The 20,153-nt window shown below is 40.8% G+C and carries 19 protein-coding genes; 14 read left to right on the top strand and 5 right to left on the bottom strand.

Annotation, left to right across the window (positions count from 1 at the left end; translation table 11 throughout):
* Nucleotides 1-73: 73 nt before the first annotated feature.
* Both H6G69_RS28990 and H6G69_RS28985 read left to right on the top strand, forming a co-directional pair.
* Nucleotides 74-448 carry an SHOCT domain-containing protein gene (locus tag H6G69_RS28990; RefSeq protein ID WP_190692576.1) on the top strand — a complete coding sequence of 125 codons (375 nt, stop codon included), beginning with the start codon at nt 74-76 and terminating at the stop codon, nt 446-448.
* Between the two features lie 14 nt (nt 449-462).
* Complete coding sequence (locus tag H6G69_RS28985) at nt 463-996, top strand: ComEA family DNA-binding protein (RefSeq protein WP_190692575.1); 534 nt, start codon at nt 463-465, stop codon at nt 994-996.
* 101 nt (nt 997-1,097) lie between these two features.
* On the opposite strand, the gene lepB is transcribed toward H6G69_RS28985, so the two are convergent.
* Both lepB and H6G69_RS28975 read right to left on the bottom strand, forming a co-directional pair.
* The gene (gene lepB, locus H6G69_RS28980; protein WP_190692574.1) at nt 1,098-1,670 is read right to left on the bottom strand and encodes a signal peptidase I; all 573 of its coding nucleotides are present in this window, start codon (nt 1,668-1,670) and stop codon (nt 1,098-1,100) included.
* Nucleotides 1,671-1,881: 211 nt separating this feature from the next.
* A complete protein-coding gene (locus tag H6G69_RS28975; protein WP_190692573.1) occupies nt 1,882-3,081 on the bottom strand; it encodes an argininosuccinate synthase in 1,200 nt (399 codons plus the stop codon).
* A gap of 703 nt (nt 3,082-3,784) precedes the next feature.
* Between H6G69_RS28975 and H6G69_RS28970 the strand changes: the two genes are divergently transcribed.
* The 7 genes from H6G69_RS28970 (at nt 3,785) to H6G69_RS28945 (ending at nt 10,017) form a co-directional block, all read left to right on the top strand.
* A complete protein-coding gene (locus tag H6G69_RS28970; RefSeq protein WP_190692572.1) occupies nt 3,785-4,102 on the top strand; it encodes a hypothetical protein in 318 nt (105 codons plus the stop codon).
* Between the two features lie 157 nt (nt 4,103-4,259).
* Entirely contained in the window at nt 4,260-5,987 is a 1,728-nt protein-coding gene (locus tag H6G69_RS28965) for a succinate dehydrogenase/fumarate reductase flavoprotein subunit (RefSeq protein WP_190692571.1), read from the top strand.
* Between the two features lie 287 nt (nt 5,988-6,274).
* Nucleotides 6,275-6,406 (top strand): hypothetical protein, encoded by a 132-nt coding sequence (locus H6G69_RS34560; RefSeq protein ID WP_277883490.1) that lies wholly within the window; start codon nt 6,275-6,277, stop codon nt 6,404-6,406.
* A 78-nt stretch (nt 6,407-6,484) separates the two neighbouring features.
* A complete protein-coding gene (locus tag H6G69_RS28960; RefSeq protein ID WP_190692570.1) occupies nt 6,485-6,937 on the top strand; it encodes a DUF29 domain-containing protein in 453 nt (150 codons plus the stop codon).
* An 88-nt stretch (nt 6,938-7,025) separates the two neighbouring features.
* Nucleotides 7,026-7,454: a DNA mismatch repair protein gene (locus tag H6G69_RS28955; RefSeq protein ID WP_313952331.1), complete on the top strand. Its 429-nt coding sequence runs from the start codon at nt 7,026-7,028 to the stop codon at nt 7,452-7,454.
* Between the two features lie 473 nt (nt 7,455-7,927).
* Nucleotides 7,928-8,905 (top strand): protochlorophyllide reductase, encoded by a 978-nt coding sequence (locus tag H6G69_RS28950; RefSeq protein ID WP_190692569.1) that lies wholly within the window; start codon nt 7,928-7,930, stop codon nt 8,903-8,905.
* Nucleotides 8,906-9,396: 491 nt separating this feature from the next.
* Nucleotides 9,397-10,017 (top strand): TMEM165/GDT1 family protein, encoded by a 621-nt coding sequence (locus H6G69_RS28945; RefSeq protein WP_190692568.1) that lies wholly within the window; start codon nt 9,397-9,399, stop codon nt 10,015-10,017.
* 82 nt (nt 10,018-10,099) lie between these two features.
* Here H6G69_RS28945 and H6G69_RS28940 read toward each other — a convergent pair whose 3' ends face one another.
* Nucleotides 10,100-10,984, bottom strand: coding sequence for a tetratricopeptide repeat protein (locus H6G69_RS28940; RefSeq protein WP_190692607.1), 885 nt, complete (start codon nt 10,982-10,984; stop codon nt 10,100-10,102).
* Nucleotides 10,985-11,622: 638 nt separating this feature from the next.
* Here H6G69_RS28940 and H6G69_RS28935 point away from each other — a divergent pair.
* On the top strand, nt 11,623-12,654 hold the full coding sequence (locus tag H6G69_RS28935) for a hypothetical protein (protein ID WP_190692567.1): 1,032 nt from the start codon (nt 11,623-11,625) through the stop codon (nt 12,652-12,654).
* A 142-nt stretch (nt 12,655-12,796) separates the two neighbouring features.
* On the opposite strand, the gene H6G69_RS28930 is transcribed toward H6G69_RS28935, so the two are convergent.
* Together H6G69_RS28930 and H6G69_RS28925 are read right to left on the bottom strand one after the other, a co-directional pair.
* A complete protein-coding gene (locus H6G69_RS28930) occupies nt 12,797-13,966 on the bottom strand; it encodes a homocysteine biosynthesis protein (protein WP_190692566.1) in 1,170 nt (389 codons plus the stop codon).
* Between the two features lie 101 nt (nt 13,967-14,067).
* The gene (locus tag H6G69_RS28925) at nt 14,068-14,769 is read right to left on the bottom strand and encodes a Uma2 family endonuclease (RefSeq protein ID WP_190692565.1); all 702 of its coding nucleotides are present in this window, start codon (nt 14,767-14,769) and stop codon (nt 14,068-14,070) included.
* 151 nt (nt 14,770-14,920) lie between these two features.
* Between H6G69_RS28925 and H6G69_RS28920 the strand changes: the two genes are divergently transcribed.
* The 4 genes from H6G69_RS28920 to H6G69_RS28905 all read left to right on the top strand — a co-directional run.
* Entirely contained in the window at nt 14,921-17,173 is a 2,253-nt protein-coding gene (locus H6G69_RS28920; RefSeq protein ID WP_190692564.1) for a substrate-binding domain-containing protein, read from the top strand.
* Between the two features lie 66 nt (nt 17,174-17,239).
* On the top strand, nt 17,240-17,398 hold the full coding sequence (locus H6G69_RS28915) for a hypothetical protein (RefSeq protein ID WP_190692563.1): 159 nt from the start codon (nt 17,240-17,242) through the stop codon (nt 17,396-17,398).
* A gap of 14 nt (nt 17,399-17,412) precedes the next feature.
* Nucleotides 17,413-17,916 (top strand): phage tail protein, encoded by a 504-nt coding sequence (locus H6G69_RS28910; RefSeq protein ID WP_190692562.1) that lies wholly within the window; start codon nt 17,413-17,415, stop codon nt 17,914-17,916.
* Between the two features lie 6 nt (nt 17,917-17,922).
* The coding region (locus tag H6G69_RS28905; RefSeq protein ID WP_190692561.1) for a hypothetical protein at nt 17,923-20,153 on the top strand (2,231 nt) is incomplete at its 3' end.

The following is a 20,153-nucleotide window of genomic DNA, read 5'->3' as shown; positions in this document are numbered from 1 at the left end:
AATTTATGTAGTGATTTTGCTACGATCGCTGTTTAATTAGGCAAACTGTGACAGTAGTAAATTTAGAATAAGTATGTTAACTAAACGCAAAAGCCGGACTATCGCTGCTATTTTGGCTCTTTCTGGTATCCCCTTGGTTTCAGGATTCCATAAATTTTATTTAGGTCAGCCTGTGTGGGGAATTTTATATGTGTTACTTTCTTGGACACCTATTCCTAAGGTAGCTTGTGCCATTGAGGCTGTGTGGTATTTAGCTCAAGATGAGGAAGCTTTTGACCAAAATTTTAATCAAGGTAAATCAGCAGTCAAGTTTTCTCCAAAGACAAGCAATCAAGTCGAAAGTGTCGCTAGTGCTTTACGGGAGTTAGATGCACTACGCCAAGATGGTTTAATTTCTGAGTATGAGTTTGAACAAAAGCGTCGCCAGCTACTCGACCAAATTTCTTGATGCAAGGAAAAACCATGAATAACTGGCTACCTTTAAACTTTAGATTACAAAAACTGCGGGCTAAATTACTCAACGACCCTTATTATCGGTTGCAATCTGGAGAAGAAATTCCCATCGCGGCACAATTAGGGATGCGGATTGATGCTAATCAAGCGACTGTAGATGATTGGCTACGTTTACCAGGATTGTCAATTCACCAAGCGCGATCGCTGGTGGAACTTTCGCGTTCAGGTGTTAAATTTTATTGTATTGAAGATATTGCGGCGGCTCTGAGTTTGCCAGTACAACGACTTAAGCCTTTAGAACCTCTGCTGAATTTTGTTTATTACGATCATGAATCTATAATTGACCCTACCCATTTAGTCAACCCCAACACTGCTACAGTCGAAACATTAGCGAAAATACCATATATGGATTTGTCTTTGGCTGAAGCAGTGATTGAAAATCGGCAAGCAGCTGGGCCATATCGTAATGTAGCTGATTTTCAACGACGATTGCAATTACCTGCTGAGGCGATCGCCCAGTTAATGCATTTTTTGAGGTTTTAGATTAACCATTTGAAACGCAGAGGAACGCTGAGGTAAACGCAAAGGTGCGCGGAGTTTTTTTAGAATCCCCATACTGGTGATGTAGGGGAAAACTTGAATCATTAAATAAAGCCAATGCGGTTGAAAGGCCAAAAGCGAAATACTGCCTTACCAATGATATTTTGTCTTGGCAGAAAACCCCAGTAGCGGGAGTCATTACTATCGTTGCGGTTATCTCCCATAACAAAAAACTGGTCTGCTGGGACTTGTACAGGTGGGAATGGTTGATTTGGTGGTTCGGCAATATAGTCTTCTTGCAAAGGTTGATCGTTGAGATAAACTTTGCCGTTGGCGACTTTAATTATTTCTCCAGGTACGCCAATCACCCGTTTGATAAAAGCTTGGTCTTTGGGATAGCCGCGTCGTTGCAGTTCTTCTGGTGGCTGAAATACCACAATATCCCCAGTGACAGGCGGGTGAAAGTGGTAAGACATTTTTTCGACAACTAAACGATCTCCTTCATATAAAGTAGGAACCATCGACTCCGAAGGGATGTAGCGGGGTTCGGCAACAAAAGTCCTGATGATCACTGCTAAAAATAAAGCGATGGCCACTAAAATCACATTTTCTCGCCAATTACGCCATGTTTTTGATGACGTAGGCGTTGCTTTTGCATCAGTTTCCTGAGGAATCATAAAGGTTTTTCAGCCAGTTCAAAAAGTGGGATAACTACCTTGATTATTTTAAGACCCAAGGTAAGTGCGCTGAGTTCGTGCAGAACCCATGCAAATACTAATGATATTATGCTGGCTGCGATCGCCAAGACCCTCTAAGCTGTGAATCACTTAATTTGCTCGTTCAGTTTTTGTTGGGTTGAGCAATAGCAAAACCCAACACAGCTTTTAATTATCTATTTTGTTGCGCCCAGATGCGGGTAGGAAGACCCCAAACATAAATAAAACCTTCCGCAGCTTTATGGTCAAATTGGTCTTCAGCACCGTAGGTGGCTAAGTCGGGGGTATAGAGTGTGTTGTCACTCCAACGACCAACTATTGTGGCGTTACCTTTGAAAAGTTTCACCCGTACGGTTCCTGAGACGCGTTCTTGAGTTTTTTGAATAAACGCATCGATCGCAGCTTTAAGGGGACTGTACCACAAACCGTTATAAACCAATTGAGTGTAAGTTTCTTCGATACCGCGTTTGTAGTGGCTAACATCTGCGGTTAAAGTTAAGCTTTCTAAATCGCGGTGTGCTTGAATTAACACCAACATCGCTGGTGATTCGTAGATTTCCCGTGATTTGATTCCTACCAAACGGTTTTCAATCATGTCAATGCGACCAATGCCATGATTGCCTGCTAACTCGTTGAGTGTTTCAATTAATTCAACGGGGTTTTTAGCTGCACCGTTGATAGTGGTGGGGATACCATTGACAAAACCGATTTCAATATATTCTGGCTCATTGGGGGTATCGGCGATCGCTTTTGTCATCTGATAAATTTCTTCTGGCGGTTCTTTTGTGGGATCTTCCAACACACCCGCTTCAATACTGCGACCAAGCAAGTTTTTATCAATACTGTAAGGCGAAGACTTTTTCACAGGTGCAGGAATACCAAACTTTTCCCCGTAGGCGATCGTTTCTTCGCGGCTCATACCCCACTCCCGCGCAGGTGCTAAAATTTTGAGGCTGGGATTTAAGGCAGCACAGGAAACGTCAAAGCGTACCTGATCATTACCCTTACCAGTACAACCATGTGCGATCGCATCAGCACCGTATTTATCTGCTGCTTCTACTAATATTTTGGCAATTAAAGGACGAGCCAGTGCAGTTCCCAAAGGATAGCGATTTTCGTAAAGTGCGTTGGCTTGAATCGCCCCAAAAGCGTAATCTTTAACAAAGCTGTCTTTGACATCAACTACCAGAGATTCACTAGCACCAGATTTGAGTGCTTTTTCTTTAATCGGCTCTAATTCATCTCCCTGGCCTAAATCTGCTGCAAGAGTAATTACCTCTTCCACACCCCACTCATGCTTGAGGTAAGGAATGCACACAGAAGTATCTACACCACCTGAATATGCTAAGACAACCTTTTTGGCGCGACCCATTGGTTTCTCCAGTTAGGAAAACAAAGAATGAGTCACTATTATATCGGACTCTGATGTTGTAGTAGCCAGGGGTCAGAAGGCAGAAGACAGCAGGATTAATTTCATATATTTGCAAACAATAATTTTCCCAGAGAACAGAGGAATCTCCATCATTAAAATTAGTCAGCCTTAAATTATGGGGTGTGTTACGGCTATAGGAAAAGTTTGTAGTTGGAAAAAAACCAGAATTAGCCGTAAATTACACCTTTATTTGTTGCGGCGTTCAGCGTTGCAATAACTCACACTCATGAATGTTTACTAATTGATTCTCAAAGACTGCCAGAAAATAACTTATCAATAGGGACTTCTAACTAAAAAAATAGACAATCACCTTGTGGGAAAAAGAAAAATACACTCTCTCTTAAATTGGATATTTTATTTTCTGTCATTCTCTTATTCATTTTGACTCCTGACTCTTGGCTTCTCAATTCTTCTTCAAAAAATATTTCTTGAGATAGGTTACAGGCACAAATTTGCTTGTCATTTCTACAAATATTGCTATATCTAATTGGGAAATTAGATATATGGTCAATCAACTAGATTTGTCATAAAACAATCAGATTGTAAAGCGATATTACAAACATTGCAAAAATATTGAGAAATTGTCTACAAGCCAAACATGGCTCTAACGTAGAACCTATAGGAGAGACTTGAGGCAATTGTGATGAATAAGGGTGATATTAAAAACTATCGGTTTGTCTGTACTCTGACCTTTGGTGATATCTACGGTCAAATCATTGTTTGGCTGATTACAATCGTTATCAGTTTGGCATCTGCCTTGGCGTTGATGGGTGCGAGACGACCTGTATATGCGTTGGCAACAGTCGGTCTAATTGTTCTGCTTTCGTTACCGTTCTTACTGTTCGCATTTGTAACTACATTGTTAAATCATATTGAACTAACTGCTATAGAACCAGGGACAAAAACTGAACCAATACCTGGTAATGTCTCTCAGCAGCAACCCATACAAGCTACTTACTAGTTTAATAGTAGGCAATAGTAGATTTTAATTATTGTTCATTTTGAAATAATTAACTTCCCTGTCACCTGGCAGGGAAGTTTTTTGTAAAGATGTAAAACTGCTGAGTGAATCACATCTTTACAATAGAACAGCAGCTTTTTGCAATCGGGGATTAGTTATGCTGGAACATGATGTGATTATTGTCGGGGGCGGATTGGCAGGATGTCGTGCGGCTGTGGAAATTGCCCGTACTGATCCCAGTTTAAATGTTGCTGTAGTTGCTAAAACTCACCCGATTCGATCGCACTCGGTGGCTGCCCAAGGTGGGATGGCAGCATCGTTAAAAAATGTCGATACTGAAGACTCTTGGCAAGCACACGCTTTTGATACTGTCAAAGGTTCCGATTATTTGGCAGACCAAGATGCTGTCGCAATTCTCGCCCAAGAAGCACCGGATGTGGTGATTGACCTAGAACATATGGGTGTTTTGTTCTCGCGTTTACCCGATGGTCGCATTGCCCAACGGGCTTTTGGGGGACACTCCCACAACCGCACCTGTTACGCCGCAGATAAAACTGGTCACGCAATTTTGCACGAATTGGTCAATAATTTGCGGCGGTACGGTGTGCATATTTATCAAGAGTGGTACGTAATGCGCCTGATTTTAGAAGACGGTCAAGCTAAAGGCGTGGTGATGTATCACCTTTTGGATGGGCATATTGAGGTGGTCAGGGCAAAGGCTGTAATGTTTGCCACTGGTGGGTATGGTCGCGTTTATAACACCACCTCTAATGATTACGCTTCTACAGGCGATGGTTTGGCGATGACGGCGATCGCTGGTTTACCCTTAGAAGATATGGAGTTTGTGCAGTTCCACCCCACAGGCTTATATCCAGTCGGGGTGCTGATTTCTGAAGCAGTTAGGGGAGAAGGGGCGTATTTAATTAATGCTGAAGGCGATCGCTTTATGGCAACCTACGCACCCAGTCGGATGGAACTAGCCCCCCGTGATATTACCTCACGAGCGATCGCTTATGAAATTCGTGCTGGGCGTGGCGTTCATCCTGATGGTAGCGCAGGTGGCCCTTTCGTCTATCTCGACTTGCGCCATATGGGTAAAGAAAAAATTATGAGTCGCGTTCCCTTCTGCTGGGAAGAAGCCCACCGCTTAGTCGGTGTTGATGCAGTCACTCAACCAATGCCCGTCCGCCCAACAATTCACTATTGTATGGGTGGTATACCTGTTAACATTGATGGTAGAGTTCGCAGTAGTGATGATGGTTTTGTTGAAGCCTTCTTTGCGGCTGGAGAAACTGCTTGCGTCTCTGTTCATGGAGCCAATCGTTTAGGTAGTAATTCGCTCTTAGAATGTGTAGTTTATGGCAAGCGCACGGGAGCAGCGATCGCTCAATATGTCCAAAAACGTAAATTACCTACTATTGAAGAACAACGTTACATCAAAGAAGCCCAGCAAGAAATTCAAGCTTTACTAGAACAACCAGGACAATACCGCATTAACCAAGTCCGCCAAGCCTTTCAAGATACGATGACCGAATTCTGCGGCGTTTTCCGCACCCAAGAATTAATGAGTCAAGGCTGGCAAAAAATCACCGAAATCCAACAAAAATATTCTCAAGTTTTCTTAGACGACAAAGGTAGTTGCTGGAATACCGAACTAGTAGAAGCTTTAGAACTGCGAAGCTTAATGGTAGTCGGGCAAACAATTTTAGCATCCGCCCTCAATCGCCAAGAAAGCCGCGGCGCACACTTCCGCGAAGACTTTCCGCAGCGCGATGATGTCAATTTCCTCCGACATACAATGGCTTACTATTCACCCGCAGGTATTGATATTCAATATCGCCCCGTTGTGATTAATATGTTTGAGCCACAGGAGAGGAAGTATTAGCTACTTTGTGGGGATAGGTGAATAACAGTTTACTCCTCATCAAGTTGTTTATTCACATCTTGCACCTAGCCCCAGCGAATGGAATTCGCGGCTATACAAACGAAGTCCGCCTATCGCGCTTGCGCTGCGCTTGGCGCACCACGCGGACTAACGCAATATCAAGGGTTTGGAACCCGCGCAGGTGGTCACTGAGCTTGTCGAAGTGCGGGTTTTGTCTGTGTAGCTGCGACTTCAGTCGCAGGCGTGCAAGATATGTGTTTACAAGATAAATCACAAATCAAGCGATTATGAATCAATACGCTTGGGTTAAGGTGATTCGTGATGTTGCCGAATCTGTAGAGACGTTGCAATGCAACGTCTCTACAAAGGTTATTGGTAGGCTAATTATCTTATCTGAACTGTATTGGATGATGGATTAAATGTACCTTACAGCGATCGCACCTGCACAAACTACAATTATGTAAAAATTTGTCTAACTATCTCCTACAGAAACCTCTATGTCTTCCTTAAAGGCTCATTCCCAAACCTTATACAATATCGACTACTTGCAATGGATAGAAGCAACTGTAGAAAAATTGCAAAGTCAGGACTATGCAAACGTGGACTGGGAAAATTTAATTGAGGAAATTGCCGATATGGGGAAGAGTGAGCGTCGCAGGCTCAAAAGTAATCTTATTGTGATTCTGGTGCATTTGCTCAAATGGCAATTTCAACCCCAAAAAAGAAGCGGTAGCTGGGAAGCAAGCATAATCGAGCATCGTAGACGTGTAAATGAAGCTCTCAATGATTCGCCTAGTCTTCAATCTTATCTGGACAGCATTTTTGCAGAATCTTACTTACAAGCTGTTAAGCAAGCAAAAGCTGAAACTGGTTTGCCAGTAGAATCTTTTCCAAGTATTTGTCCCTATGACATCCTAGATGTGACAAATGATGAGTATTTACCTGAATGATAGTCACTTAGCTATCTCAAGATTTAGTTTATAAATTGGCTCTAAGTGGGAATACTAATTTTAACCAGTGTAGCTGGGTGGAAAATTTGTGAGGTTGAGGCCAATGTCAGAAGTTAATATCGGGGACTCTTTAGCTCACCCCTTAGTCAGATACCGTAACCATTTAGAATTTAATGGCTATCATGTTGAAGAAGAGGATGAATTATTGTTATGTCGTCATCCCAGAAAGCATGGTTTGATAGTTAAACATATCCATAACCGAGGCGTATTAATTAGAATTCTTTACTCTTGTGACTTAAATGTTAGTAGAGTCAGTCTTTTAGAATATGTGAATGAATTAAATTTATTATTTATGTTCATGAAAGTATATATAGATAATTTAGGCAACAATCTATATATGGAGACTTTTTGTGAAGGTGAATATGATAGAACTAATTTTTCGATTATCTTAGATAATATTGAATATGATATGGAAATGTTTTTTAATCATCACCATACCAGAGAATATTTATTATAAAATAAACATTAAATAATTCCTTATTGGTGGGCTGTCCCCACCATTTTAATTTCAATGAAATTCAATAAAAATTCAAAATTTATACCTGTTTTCAATTGAAGATTTTGCTAATTAAAAAAGTTAGGCTTGATTTAATAGTATGGAAGCGATCGCCTACATTTAAATCTATACTCATACCAATTTTTTATAAAGCTGCATAGAATTCGATCCCCCCTAACCCCCCTAAAAAAGGGGGAACAAGAATCAAAGTCCCCCTTTTGAAGGCGAGGATATGTGCAACTTCACATTAAATTGGTATCAGCATTATAATTTCGATATACAGTTAATATTTCGCAATAACTACTATCTGTAACTCTAAATTTATCTGCTTGTTTGTTAACAAGTATTAAGCAAAAATTGATAGATAATCTGTATAACTCTGTGATGTAAGATCCAAAAGATAGTAAAAGGCGATTAACAGAGTCAGAAGAGAAATGGCACAGGATCGGAAGTCAACGGTTGTAATCACAGGTGCGTCCTCTGGGGTAGGTTTGTACGCTGCAAAAGCATTTGCTCGCAGAGGATGGCACGTTGTTATGGCCTGCCGAGATTTGGCAAAGGCAGAAAAAGCTGCTCAAGAAGTGGGCATACCCAAAGACAGCTATACCATCATGCACATTGACCTCGGTTCTTTGGACAGTGTGCGGCAATTTGTGAATAACTTTAGAGCCAGTGGTAAATCTTTGGATGGGTTAGTGGCTAATGCGGCAATTTATATGCCCTTAATTAAAGAGCCTTTACGCAGCCCTGAAGGTTACGAGTTAACCATGACCACAAATCACCTTGGTCATTTCTTATTGTGTAATTTGCTGTTGGAGGATATGAAAAAATCTTCAGCAGCAGATAAGCGGATGGTGATTTTGGGAACTGTGACCCACAACCCCGATGAACTTGGTGGTAAAATTCCGCCACGTCCTGACTTGGGTAACTTGGAAGGTTTTGAGGCTGGGTTTAAAGCACCGATTTCGATGATTGACGGTAAAAAATTTGAACCAGTCAAAGCTTACAAAGATAGTAAAGTTTGCAACGTGCTGACTATGCGCGAACTGCATCGCCGCTATCACAATTCCACTGGCATTACCTTCACTTCTCTGTATCCAGGCTGTGTAGCTGAAACACCATTATTCCGCAACCACTATCCACTATTCCAAAAAATCTTCCCCTTGTTCCAAAAGTACATCACTGGGGGATATGTGTCTCAGGAATTGGCTGGTGAACGGGTAGCCGCAGTGGTGATTGATCCAGAATACAAGCAATCTGGTGCTTATTGGAGTTGGGGAAATCGTCAGAAAAAAGATGGCAAGTCTTTTGTACAGAGAGTTTCGCCCCAAGCACGCGATGATGAAAAAGCTGAACGTTTGTGGGATTTGAGTGAGAGATTGGTTGGTTTGGCAGCAAAAGTGCTGAGTTAAAAGTGTTGAGTGCTGAGTAGTTTGTATTTACTCAGCACTCAGTAAAGTAAAGAAAGATTGGGGGCGATCGCACTACACGAGCTAAGAAACTTGCTAAAGTGAAGAAGACAAACTAATTTCACACTTCATACTTCACACTTCATACTTCACACTTCATACTTCACACTTCATACTTCACACTTCATACTTCACACTTCATACTTCATACTTCATACTTCATACTTCATACTTCATACTTCATACTTCATAATTGACTCTAATCTAAGATAGATGTAATATTTCTATTAATCGAAGGGGAGTAGCTACTGGCAAAAGTTTCTAGCCAGTCCATCTGAATCAACATACTGGTGATGAACCTGGTTCAGATGTCAAATATATAAGTATTTGAAAGCGAGACCTTCACTAAGTTCACAGACAAGATGTGAGCTTGGTGAGGTCTTTTGGCTCTCTTCAAGCTCACATCGCTAAGAATTCTTCAGGAGCTTGAGAGAGTGTTAACAGCTTTTACCGCAGCTTTATTATTAATTACCGTTTCCGAGCTTGGTGATAAAACTTTTTTCATCGCTGTGATTTTGGCAATGCACCATTCGCGGCGGTTAGTATTTGCAGGAGTGATAGCTGCGTTGGCGGCAATGACGATTCTTTCTGTCGTATTTGGGCAAGCTGCATCGTTGCTGCCAAAAGTTTACATTCATTATGCCGAAATCGCTTTGTTTATTGCCTTCGGGATTAAGCTGTTGTATGACGCGAGTAAAATGCCTGCGGCTGCTGGCAATAACGATGTGGTAGAAGAAGCGGAAGCGGCTGTCAAACAAGCAGATTTACAACTACCAAAGCGCAAAACACCTTGGGCAATTATAACAGAAGCCTTTGTATTAACATTTATGGCAGAGTGGGGCGATCGCACCCAAATTGCCACCATTGCGTTAGCTGCTAGTTATAACCCGATTGGGGTGACTACTGGAGCCATTGTAGGACATGGAATTTGTGCCGCGATCGCAGTTATTGGTGGCAAGCTCATCGCCGGACGCATTTCAGAACGTCAGCTGACATTGATTGGCGGTTGCTTGTTTTTAATTTTTGGTGTTGTCGCCGCTATAGAAGGAGCGTGAGAAGAGGCAGGGAGAGGAGGAGCAGGGGGCAGGGGGAAAATTCCTCCCCTCTGCTCCCTGCTCCCTGCCCCCCATCTCTTATTTATGGCTTAGACGTAGCTGCTGGTGTCGTTGCTGGCACAGAAGTAGCAGCAGGGGTAGGAGTTGGGGCAGCCATAGCAGCTTTATTAATTTCGTCCCGATATTGAGCCGGGGCTAAAGCTGCGGCACTATCAAACAGGGGTTTGGCTTGTGTCATCTTGCCCTGTTCTTTAAAGAGCATAGCTTTGGCTAAAACTGGGCGAAAATCTTTAGGGTCTTTCTTAATAGCTTGGTCATACACATTCATCGCCTGAGGATAGCGTTTTTGGGCAGCATAAACATTACCCAATAGCACCTGCACAGCGACTACATTCACGCTTCCTGGCGTAATTGTATTAACTTGGTTGGCATTATTCAATGTGTCTTGCAATAAGCCAACAGCAGCTTCTGGGCGTTGCTGGTCTAAAAGCAGTACCACCATACCCTGCAAAGCCTTCAAATCACCGGGTTTAGTATCAAGAATCGTGCGATAAGCTTTTGCGGCTCCTTCCTTGTCACCAATTTGCTGTTTGGCTTGAGCTAACAAAACTCCATATTCTGTCCTTTCAGGATTCAGTTGAGCTAGCTTTTCGAGGGGGGTAATTACGCCTTGAATATCACCTTGGTTAAGACTTAAAAGTTGTAGCCGCGCTTGTAATAAACCTTTAAGAGCAGTTTGATTTTCGGGTTCCCGTTGCAAAACTAGTTCATAACCCCGTACTTCGTCTTGCAATTTTGTTTTTTGGTCAGTGGAAGCTAAGTTGCCTTGAGGAGTAGCAGAATTGCGATTTGCAGATGTCGTATTATTAAACGCGCCGAATATAGGAATTACAGATACACCCACAAACATTAAAACTGCTAATCCCAAGATTACCCGAACTATCCAACGATTACGCGGTTGAGACACAATTGTGTAATTCTCCAGAACTCTAATGACATTATGAATGAAGAAAGGCACAGGGCAAGAGGCAGGAGGTGAAGCAGTGCGGTCTTGGGGGTTTCCCCCATAAGCAACTGCTGTTAGCGTCAGCGTTAGCGACGTTAGGAGCGTCACCTGAAGGGCAGGAAAAGAAAATTTATTTATGAACAAAGTCAACAAATGTAATTTGAACCGTGTCGCACCACAAATCAAGAGTCTCTTTTGTTGTTAAAGCTCTATTTATTTCTAGAAATTCCCTTCTGCCTTCTGCCTTTGTCCTCCTGCCTCCTTGACAAATCGGAAATGAAAAATTTCCAAAACTGTGCGGAATACCGCCAATTGTCTGTGAATTTTATAACAAATAACTATTTCCACTGCTAAAGTAAGTGATGACTTTAGGGGGAGCCGTCAGAGTTGTACCTATGATATGCTTCCGAAACTAGTGTCTAGACGTTAGATTAAACATTTAGAGTATAAATGTAAATCTAGCGTTTTTAAGGTTGTCTTGGGTGCTTTGATGTGACGAGAGTGGAAATAAATATACTTTCATCAGCCGCACAAACGCTCTTTCCAGCAGCCTTAGTAAAATCCCACAATGGGATGTGTCTCCGCCGCAAGGAGTTTCTATGAATTCCGACCTGATGCCTTCGCCTGAATCTTCTAATTTGTCTGAGTCCAATCAGCCCGAAACCAGTTTAGAGACAACCGCTAATGTACCAACAGTAGCAGCCCCAGTCTCGGAATCTGAAAATTTGGCTGAAAATTTGAGTGTTGACCCTAGCGAGACTACTAACGATGGAAATTTAGCCAATCGGCAGCAACCGATTCCCCCCCCTAGCGAACCAATGCAGTATCGAGCTATTGGTTTGGTTCGGGGTCGTTATATTGCTACCGAGGAACAGTTTACCCAAGGTACGCTGCTCACGGCAGATGGAGTAGAACTCCAAGCCGTTCTGCTCGGTCGAATTATGAGCTTAGTTAAGAATCACCTTGATTTAGAAAAAAATCATCTGTGGGTAGTTTATCCCCGGACTAAGCAAGAAAGCGATGCCTTACACATTCAAATTGTGGGTGTGTGGGAACCAGAAAATCTAGCGAAACAGCAAGCGCAAGATTCGGCAGATAATGAAGCACCACCAGCCGAGGATGCTGCAACTGATAAAAACGACATTAAACCTTCATCAGATATTCCCGATGGCGGTTTTTCTGTGCGTGGCGAGGTAGTTTACCAGTCTTTTGATGACAAGAATTTGGTTGTCAAAATTAAGCAGGCTGCTCGCAAACAAGACGAAAAACCCAAATATTTTAAGCTAAAACTTAAAGGTGTCCTAGGTACGAAAGCTGTGGGCAAGTTCTGGGACTTTCAAGCAAAACGCGATGGTGATCAATTAGCCATAGAAACGGCTGAAGCTATAGCGGATTTACCCAAAAAACGCCGACCACCCCAAAGAGGTGGCCCTGGTGGGTTCCGTGGCGGTGGTGGTGGTGGCGGTGGTCGTCGCCCATTCCCGCCCAGACGCAACGTTGGCGACAGCCCCAGCCCACGCCCTGTTAAAAAAATCGGTGGTGGCGAAGCCTCTACTGTGTCCAAGCCTCTACCCAAAAGCGCGGCTCCTACTCCTAAACCGATAAAGAAACAAAAGCCACCGCAAGAGTAGCAAAAGTCTGAAGTGTGAAGTATGAAGTATGAAATTTCATCCTTCAGTTTTTCCTAGTGGTCTATCGCATTAATTTTGCTTGGCTGCGAGATCCCCGACTTCTTCAAGAAGTCGGGGATCTGACCACTTTCACTTATCAAAATTAAAAATCTGTCCAACGGTCTTGGGGTAAAAACGATCGCTCCATTGGAATGGGGGCGACTGCTTCTGTTAGGGTAAATGTGCCGGCGGCAATCCATTGTTTTAACTCTGTGGCAATTTGCCGAGATAAAAGCATACTGGCTAGAGGTGCAGCTCGCACTGGTTTATTTTCGATGGTGAGTCGCCCAGATTTAAGTTGGGCGTAACTCACTAAACCAAAGGTCGGACGCACGCGCCGGGGAATGGAAAAATCAACGATGGGCGCGACTAAATCTTTGTCTTGCACGGCACAGTGTTCAATTACGGCTTCGTTTAACACAGGAAATGGTATTCCCACACCCAACATCAAGGAAGGGCCATAACTTTTAAAGTAGCAACCACGCACCCAACGAGCATCCATTTGTTTTGCATCGCCAATTAAGGCTAAGGTGGCAGCCGGGCCAATGGGTGTGCGATTGGCTAACCGCTTTTGTAAGGGAAAGTGTTGGGTTCCTTCCCAAGCGATGTAACCGACACCACCGCCTAAAAAAATTCGCGTGCCAATGCCAATTAGTTGTAAATCGGGGTCGTTGAATAGGGGAGAAATTGCCCCAGGGTTAGAGTAGACGGCGTTACCTAAATGGGGTTGTAAGGGGCCGAGATAGGTAAATAATGGGCGATCGCCACCATTCACACCCACGATAAAATTTTGATAGAGGTTACGCGGATTGAATAAATAAAACTGATTAATGGTGTCGCGGGTAATTGTCGTTTCAAAGGTTGCCCGTGGGTAACAATCTGTAACTTGCCCTTGCGCTCTGACGTTGACTTGTTTACCTGCTATCAAATCATGGATAACATGACCACCGCCACGTTCGCGGACTTCTTCGCCGTCCATTACATCAACAACACAACTAGCACCGAGGTATAAATCTACAGCCCCAAACCCCGTATATGCTGGTACGCCATCTATCCAACAACGGCGAATTTTAATGGGGGGGTCAGTATGTCCCAGGTTAATAATTGCACCGCTTGATTCCATAGGTTCAAACGTGCCAGTGGTAATTACATCCACTTCTTTTGCAACTTTGCTCACGCCGACTTCTGCGACTCGTGCTTTGACTTCTTCAACTGTCAGAACTACTGCACGCTGGCGGCTGATTTTATCGTTAATTTCGGCGATCGTTCGCATAATATACCAAATTAGGGTTTAGGGGTGTATGGATGTAGGTTAAAACTTTTTGAGCTATCTATTTTACTGTTGCCTGTTCCCTATTCCCTACCCTGTTGTTTCTAAATTGTTTCGGGATCGATATTTAATTCTCGCAGTTTCGCTGCTAATTTTTCGGCTCTTGCTTGAGCTAATTCTTTTTGTTGGCGTTCAAATTCTGCGGCTTCTTCTGGAGTGGGAACTAATTGACTTTCTGGTGTAAAAAAGCGCAATAATCCTTCATGAATTCCCAGATATAAACCTAACTGCTGACTCCACAAATGGCCTTGAGGGTTTGGTTCTAGGGGTTGATATTGACCATCAACTAAATGAAATCCAGCAAATTCTTGTGTTTCTGGGTCAAACCAAAAATAATCGGGTGTGCGGAAGGTATTTTGGTATAGTTTTTTCTTTAAATCTTTATCGGTTTTCGCCGTTGATTCCGAAAGAATTTCTAAAATTACGTTAGGATATTTCCCTTCTTCTTCCCAAACTACCCAACTTTTGCGAGTTCTGCGTTCTGTGTCCAGCACGACAAAAAAATCTGGCCCCCGGAAGTGTTCATCTTTGCGTTTATTCCAACTGTAGTAAATAGTCAGATTTCCCGCAGCGTAGAAGTCGTTTTTGTCTCGCCACAACCATTTAAGACATTTAAGTAAGAGCATAATCTGCTCTAGATGCAGTTCTGTTTCCAAGGGGGGTTCATCGCTGTATAAATCACCTGGAGGAAGGATAACATCTTCTGGGGTTGATTGAGGAGCATCTAATTCTTTGGCGAGGGACATGGGGAAATTACTGCATCTGGTAGTTATGGGCTTATTGTAACTTTGAAAAAGTTTGATAGGAATCTCACTTTTTAGCGGAAAGTCTAATGTCTATTGCCCAAGAATTAGTATAGGATGCGGCAATTAACAGCGATCGCTAAAGGTTTCAGTCGTGGTTTATGAACAAATCAAGGCCAAACTTCCTCAAGGATGGTTCCAAAAAGAACAACAACCTTCAATCGTAGAACCTGAGACTGTTCCTATTACTGTAAATCTGCAACCGCCAGCAAATTTAGCAGTCGATTCCATTTACCGCAAGTATCGTTGCTGGACAGGAAACCCTGTAAGCTGTGAATGGACACAAAAAACCTTAGCACAAAATCCTACGGCTAAAAAATGCCAAAATTGCGGCTTTCCGACGATTTTAGTCCCAAAAACTGAATTTCGCGGCTATAAAGGGCGATACCGCATAGATAGTTATGTTGGTAGTCGGGGTATGGGCCGTTTATATCATGGTACTCAGTTAGCTGACCAACAACCAGCAATTATTAAAGAGTATTTAATTCCCGAATTGGTATTTAATGCGGAAGAAGCTAGAGACTGCAAACAAGCTTTTGAACGTTTAGCGGGGTTGAGTTTAGCTGATGGCAGAATTCAAGATATCCGGTTAAATTTTCCTTGGGATGCTGTCGCTGACCCAGTTGCCGAACGTTGCTATCTTGTTACTAGTGGCAATGTAGATGCTTATCCTAGCCTAAGAACATACCTGGCAATTATCAACAGACCTATGTCGCAAAGGGATGTTTACCGTGTGCTTGACCAAGTATTACAAACTCTGCAATTTCTCCACGGTCAAAAATTTAGTCTTCCGACTGGTCAAGTGCAGCAGGGAATTGCCCACGGTAATATTAATCTTGATAGTCTGCTAATTATGGCAGATACCCCAGAGTTTTTTATCTATGTAAGTGATTTAGCAATTTGGGAGCGTTTATTTGATTTACCAACTAGTAAAAGTAGCAATATTACTTATGCTCAAGATTTAGTTGCTTTGGGATATGTAGCTTTTTACTTATTAGCAGGCAGTACAGTCGATGCAGTTAATTATCTACCGCTAGACCCAAAAATTGAGTCACACTGGCCTGCAATAGAACCAGCATTTAAGGCTTTTTTATTCAGACTATTAGAGCTAGATAAACCATTTGCTAATGCAGAAGAAGCCCGACAGTCATTATCACAAGTTTTTACATTATTACCTAAAGAAATATTAATTATTCAAGCAGCAGAAGAAAAGACAAATAACAAATTATATCGTCCTTCAACAATAATATTGAGTATTTTTGGTGGATTAATTTTATGTACATTAATCTGGTGGATAATTCAGAAGCTACGACAGCCAGAAGTTGCAGTTGAAAATACAGTAGTTTGTTGTTTAGAAAATGTACCTGCTGTACCTCCAGGAACCTTTAACTACACTGGAGAAAAAGATAGCACTTGGAGCTTTATCCGCCGACAAAGCAATTTAATATTGCAAAATCAAACATTAGAAGCAAAATTAAAAGAAAGTCAGCCTAAACTACAATTAAATTATCAACCAGAAGACACATTAGCACAGGCGATCGCTAAAGTAAAATCCCGGCAATCAGACTTTGCGATCGCAAATATGGTTGAGCAATTTAGTCCTGATTTACGACATCAAGAATTTGCTTATGATGGTTTAGTTGTATTTGTGGCTTTTAGTTATGCTAAACGGGATAAAAGTTTACCCCAAGCATTAAAAGGACAAATTAGTATTGAACAGTTACGAGATTTATATACAGGTAAAGTAACTAATTGGAAAAATTTAAACGGTGCTAATTTACCCAAATTAAAAGTTAAGCTTTATGTACCGCAAGATAAAGAATTACAAAGAATATTTGAGCAAAGGGTACTGCAAAATGAAAGTGCGATCGCAGAATTTCGCAACTTAATTCAACAACAGAAATCAAATCAATCAATCACAGAGCCAATAGTCAATATTACTACTTTACCTACATTAGAAATGCTGCGGCAAGGATTAAGTGACTTTGAAGAAGATAATATTGGAAGTATTGGCTTTGCTACACTCAGTCAAGTATTTGGACAGTGTTCTGCTTATCCTTTAGCTATAGTTAATGGCAATAAACCTGCTGTTCAAACTTTAATTCAAGATAATGGAAAATCAATAAATCCCAACACAGATTTATGTGATGATAAAGGTAGTTATCAACCAGATATTCAAGTTTTTAAAACAGGTAGTTATCCCCTTAGCTATCCATTAGTTGTATTATACCCAGGCGACAATAACCGACCACCTATTGGGCAAAAATTTGCTGATATGCTGAGAACCGCAGAAGTACAGCAACTATTAGAAAAAGCGGGTTTAGTACCACTCAATCAGCAGAAGTAGACTTTTGGCTAATAGTCAACAGATAAATTTGATTGATAGATTAAGTCTATTTCAGAGTTTTTCAAAATGACAGACGATAGTAATAATCAAGATAACCAAAAAATATTAGCAAAGTTAGCAGCAAAAGTAATGTGCGATCGGCAAATGCTATGGAAGCTAACAGATAAAATTTATAGAATGATGATTGAAGACTTACAGCAGCAAAAAGAGCGGATCAAAAATTAGTCAGGAATAAAAATATGGTTAATAGTAGCCGAGAATTAAACTATGTTACTGCTAATAGATTTTATGTAGAGATAGAAAGTAATATTAGTGCCTGCTTTACAGAATGCCAAGGCTTGGGTGTAAATATTAAAACTGAAAAATTTGCCGAAGGTGGTGTTAATGACCAACAAAGAGTATTGTTAAATCCCGCCGACTTTTCTGATGTTACACTCAAACGCGGCATTACTAACGACTTAACATTTTGGAATTGGATTAATAAAATTTTGAGTGGTGGGATAGAACGACGCAACGTTAATATTTTAGTTTTTAATCAAGCGGGAGAAACAATGCAGTGCTGGACATTGATTGGTGCTGTACCTATTTCCTGGAAAGCACCCAGTTTAAGTGCAGATTCTAACACAGTAGCTATTGAAGAATTAACTTTAACTTACGAAGGCTTAAAAGTTGATAAAACCAGAGCTGGCGGTGCATCAATTCTTTCAGGACGCGATAGCTCAGGATACTTTTCTAGCAATTAATAATATATGACAGAAAATCTGGAATCGGGTTTTGGCTCCCAGCCTTCAGAACCAGAAATAGCAAATCTAAACTTGGGAATCAAGTACCCATTACTAGCTCACAAACCTTTAGGACAAAAATTAATTAGCCCTAAATTTTTGTTGCCATTAGGGGCTAAATCATTGTCTCATTTTGATCCATCAATTTTTTTTAAACATGATTCAATAGATTTTAATATATTAGATATATCTTTTCAAGATTCACCATTTTTGTCAGAAACTCAATCACAAACAAACTTTACTCCTTCTAAATCCTCTAGTTCAGATTCAGATATACAAAAAAAATCTCATACTAAAACATCAATTGTTCAAACACCCTCTCAAAGTAAAAACTATCCTGTCGAAAATAAGAAATTTATTTTAGATAAAGATATTAACCCTTCATCTGTCAATAATAATACAAATATTATTGTACCAACAACTACTAATGCAGATTTAAACTTTATTCAACCGCAACTGGAAAATCACACTTCAATTACTGCTCAAGAAGATAATTTAGCATCAACATATGAAGCAGAATCAACATCTAGCACGACAAATAATAAAAGTGTAGAATCAACGCTTATTCAGCCACGACTGGAAAATAATACTTCAATTGTTGCTCAAGAAGATAATCTAGCATCAACATATGAACCAGAATCAACATCTAGTACGACAAATAATGTAAGTGTAGAACCAACACTTATTCAGCCAAAACTGGAAAATCACACTTCAATTGTTGAGCAAGAAAAGACAGCAGTTGATAATTTAGCATCAACATATGAAGCAGAATCAACATCTAGCACAACAAATCATGTAAGTATAGAACCAACACTCATTCAAGCGCAACTGGAAAATCACACTTCAATTGCTGCTCAAGAAGATAATTTAGCATCAACATATGAACTAGAATCAACATCTAGCAAAACAAATAATGAAAGTGTAGAAACAACCCTCATTCAAGCGCAACTGGAAAATCACACTTCAATTGTTGAGCAAGAAAAGACAGCAGTTGATAATTTAGCATCAACATATGAACCAGAATCAACATCTAGTAAGACAAATAATGAAAGTATAGAACCAACCCTCATTCAAGCGCAACTGGAAAATCACACTTCAATTGCTGCTCCAGAAGATAATTTAGCATCAACATATGAACTAGAATCAACATCTAGCACAACAAATAATGTAAGTATAGAACCAACACTCATTCAACCACAACTGGAAAATCACACTTCAATTGTTGAGCAAGAAAAGACAGCAGTTGATAATTTAGCATCAACATATGAAGCAGAATCAACATCTAGTACGACAAATAATGAAAGTGTAGAACCAACCCTCATTCAAGCGCAACTGGAAAATCACACTTCAATTGCTGCTCCAGAAGATAATTTAGCATCAACATATGAACTAGAATCAACATCTAGCACGATAAATAATAAAAGTGTAGAACCAACACTCATTCAACCACAACTGGAAAATCACACTTCAATTGTTGAGCAAAAAAAGACAGCAGTTGATAATTTAGCATCAACATATGAAGCAGAATCAACATCTAGTACGACAAATAATGAAAGTGTAGAACCAACCCTCATTCAAGCGCAACTGGAAAATCACACTTCAATTGCTGCTCCAGAAGATAATTTAGTATCAACATATGAACCAGAATCAACATTTAGCACAACAAATAATAAAAGTGTAGAATCAACGCTTATCCAGCCACGACTGGAAAATCACACTTCAATTGTTGCTCAAGAAAAGACAGCAATTGATAATTTAGCATCAACATATGTACCAGAATCAACATCTAGCACGATAAATAATAAAAGTGTAGAATCAACACTCATTCAAGCACAACTGGAAAGTAATGATTCAGTCGCTCATCAAGAAATATTATCAGGAATTGATAGTATACATACAAAATCTGAATCACAATCGATATCTAGTAAACAATCAAATGATACAAGTGTAGAAGCAACACTCATTCAACCGCAACTGGAAAATCACACTTCAATTGTTGAGCAAGAAAAGACAGCAGTTGATAATTTAGCATCAACATATGAAGCAGAATCAACATCTAGCACAACAAATAATGTAAGTATAGAACCAACACTCATTCAAGCGCAACTGGAAAATCACACTTCAATTGCTGCTCCAGAAGATAATTTAGCATCAACATATGAACTAGAATCAACATCTAGCACGATAAATAATAAAAG

Source organism: Nostoc sp. FACHB-110, from assembly GCF_014697425.1.
Taxonomy (GTDB): Bacteria; Cyanobacteriota; Cyanobacteriia; order Cyanobacteriales; family Nostocaceae; genus Nostoc_B.
This window is presented reverse-complemented; position numbering and strand designations above follow the sequence as displayed.

Excerpts from the sequence above, each read along its gene's own strand:
- H6G69_RS28990 (WP_190692576.1), top strand. The coding sequence starts at position 74 with ATGTTAACTAAACGCAAAAGCCGGACTATCGCTGCTATTTTGGCTCTT.
- H6G69_RS28985 (WP_190692575.1), top strand. The coding sequence starts at position 463 with ATGAATAACTGGCTACCTTTAAACTTTAGATTACAAAAACTGCGGGCT.
- lepB (WP_190692574.1), bottom strand. The coding sequence starts at position 1,670 with ATGATTCCTCAGGAAACTGATGCAAAAGCAACGCCTACGTCATCAAAA.
- H6G69_RS28975 (WP_190692573.1), bottom strand. The coding sequence starts at position 3,081 with ATGGGTCGCGCCAAAAAGGTTGTCTTAGCATATTCAGGTGGTGTAGAT.
- H6G69_RS28970 (WP_190692572.1), top strand. The coding sequence starts at position 3,785 with ATGAATAAGGGTGATATTAAAAACTATCGGTTTGTCTGTACTCTGACC.
- H6G69_RS28965 (WP_190692571.1), top strand. The coding sequence starts at position 4,260 with ATGCTGGAACATGATGTGATTATTGTCGGGGGCGGATTGGCAGGATGT.
- H6G69_RS34560 (WP_277883490.1), top strand. The coding sequence starts at position 6,275 with ATGAATCAATACGCTTGGGTTAAGGTGATTCGTGATGTTGCCGAATCT.
- H6G69_RS28960 (WP_190692570.1), top strand. The coding sequence starts at position 6,485 with ATGTCTTCCTTAAAGGCTCATTCCCAAACCTTATACAATATCGACTAC.
- H6G69_RS28950 (WP_190692569.1), top strand. The coding sequence starts at position 7,928 with ATGGCACAGGATCGGAAGTCAACGGTTGTAATCACAGGTGCGTCCTCT.
- H6G69_RS28935 (WP_190692567.1), top strand. The coding sequence starts at position 11,623 with ATGAATTCCGACCTGATGCCTTCGCCTGAATCTTCTAATTTGTCTGAG.
- H6G69_RS28930 (WP_190692566.1), bottom strand. The coding sequence starts at position 13,966 with ATGCGAACGATCGCCGAAATTAACGATAAAATCAGCCGCCAGCGTGCA.
- H6G69_RS28925 (WP_190692565.1), bottom strand. The coding sequence starts at position 14,769 with ATGTCCCTCGCCAAAGAATTAGATGCTCCTCAATCAACCCCAGAAGAT.
- H6G69_RS28915 (WP_190692563.1), top strand. The coding sequence starts at position 17,240 with ATGACAGACGATAGTAATAATCAAGATAACCAAAAAATATTAGCAAAG.
- H6G69_RS28910 (WP_190692562.1), top strand. The coding sequence starts at position 17,413 with ATGGTTAATAGTAGCCGAGAATTAAACTATGTTACTGCTAATAGATTT.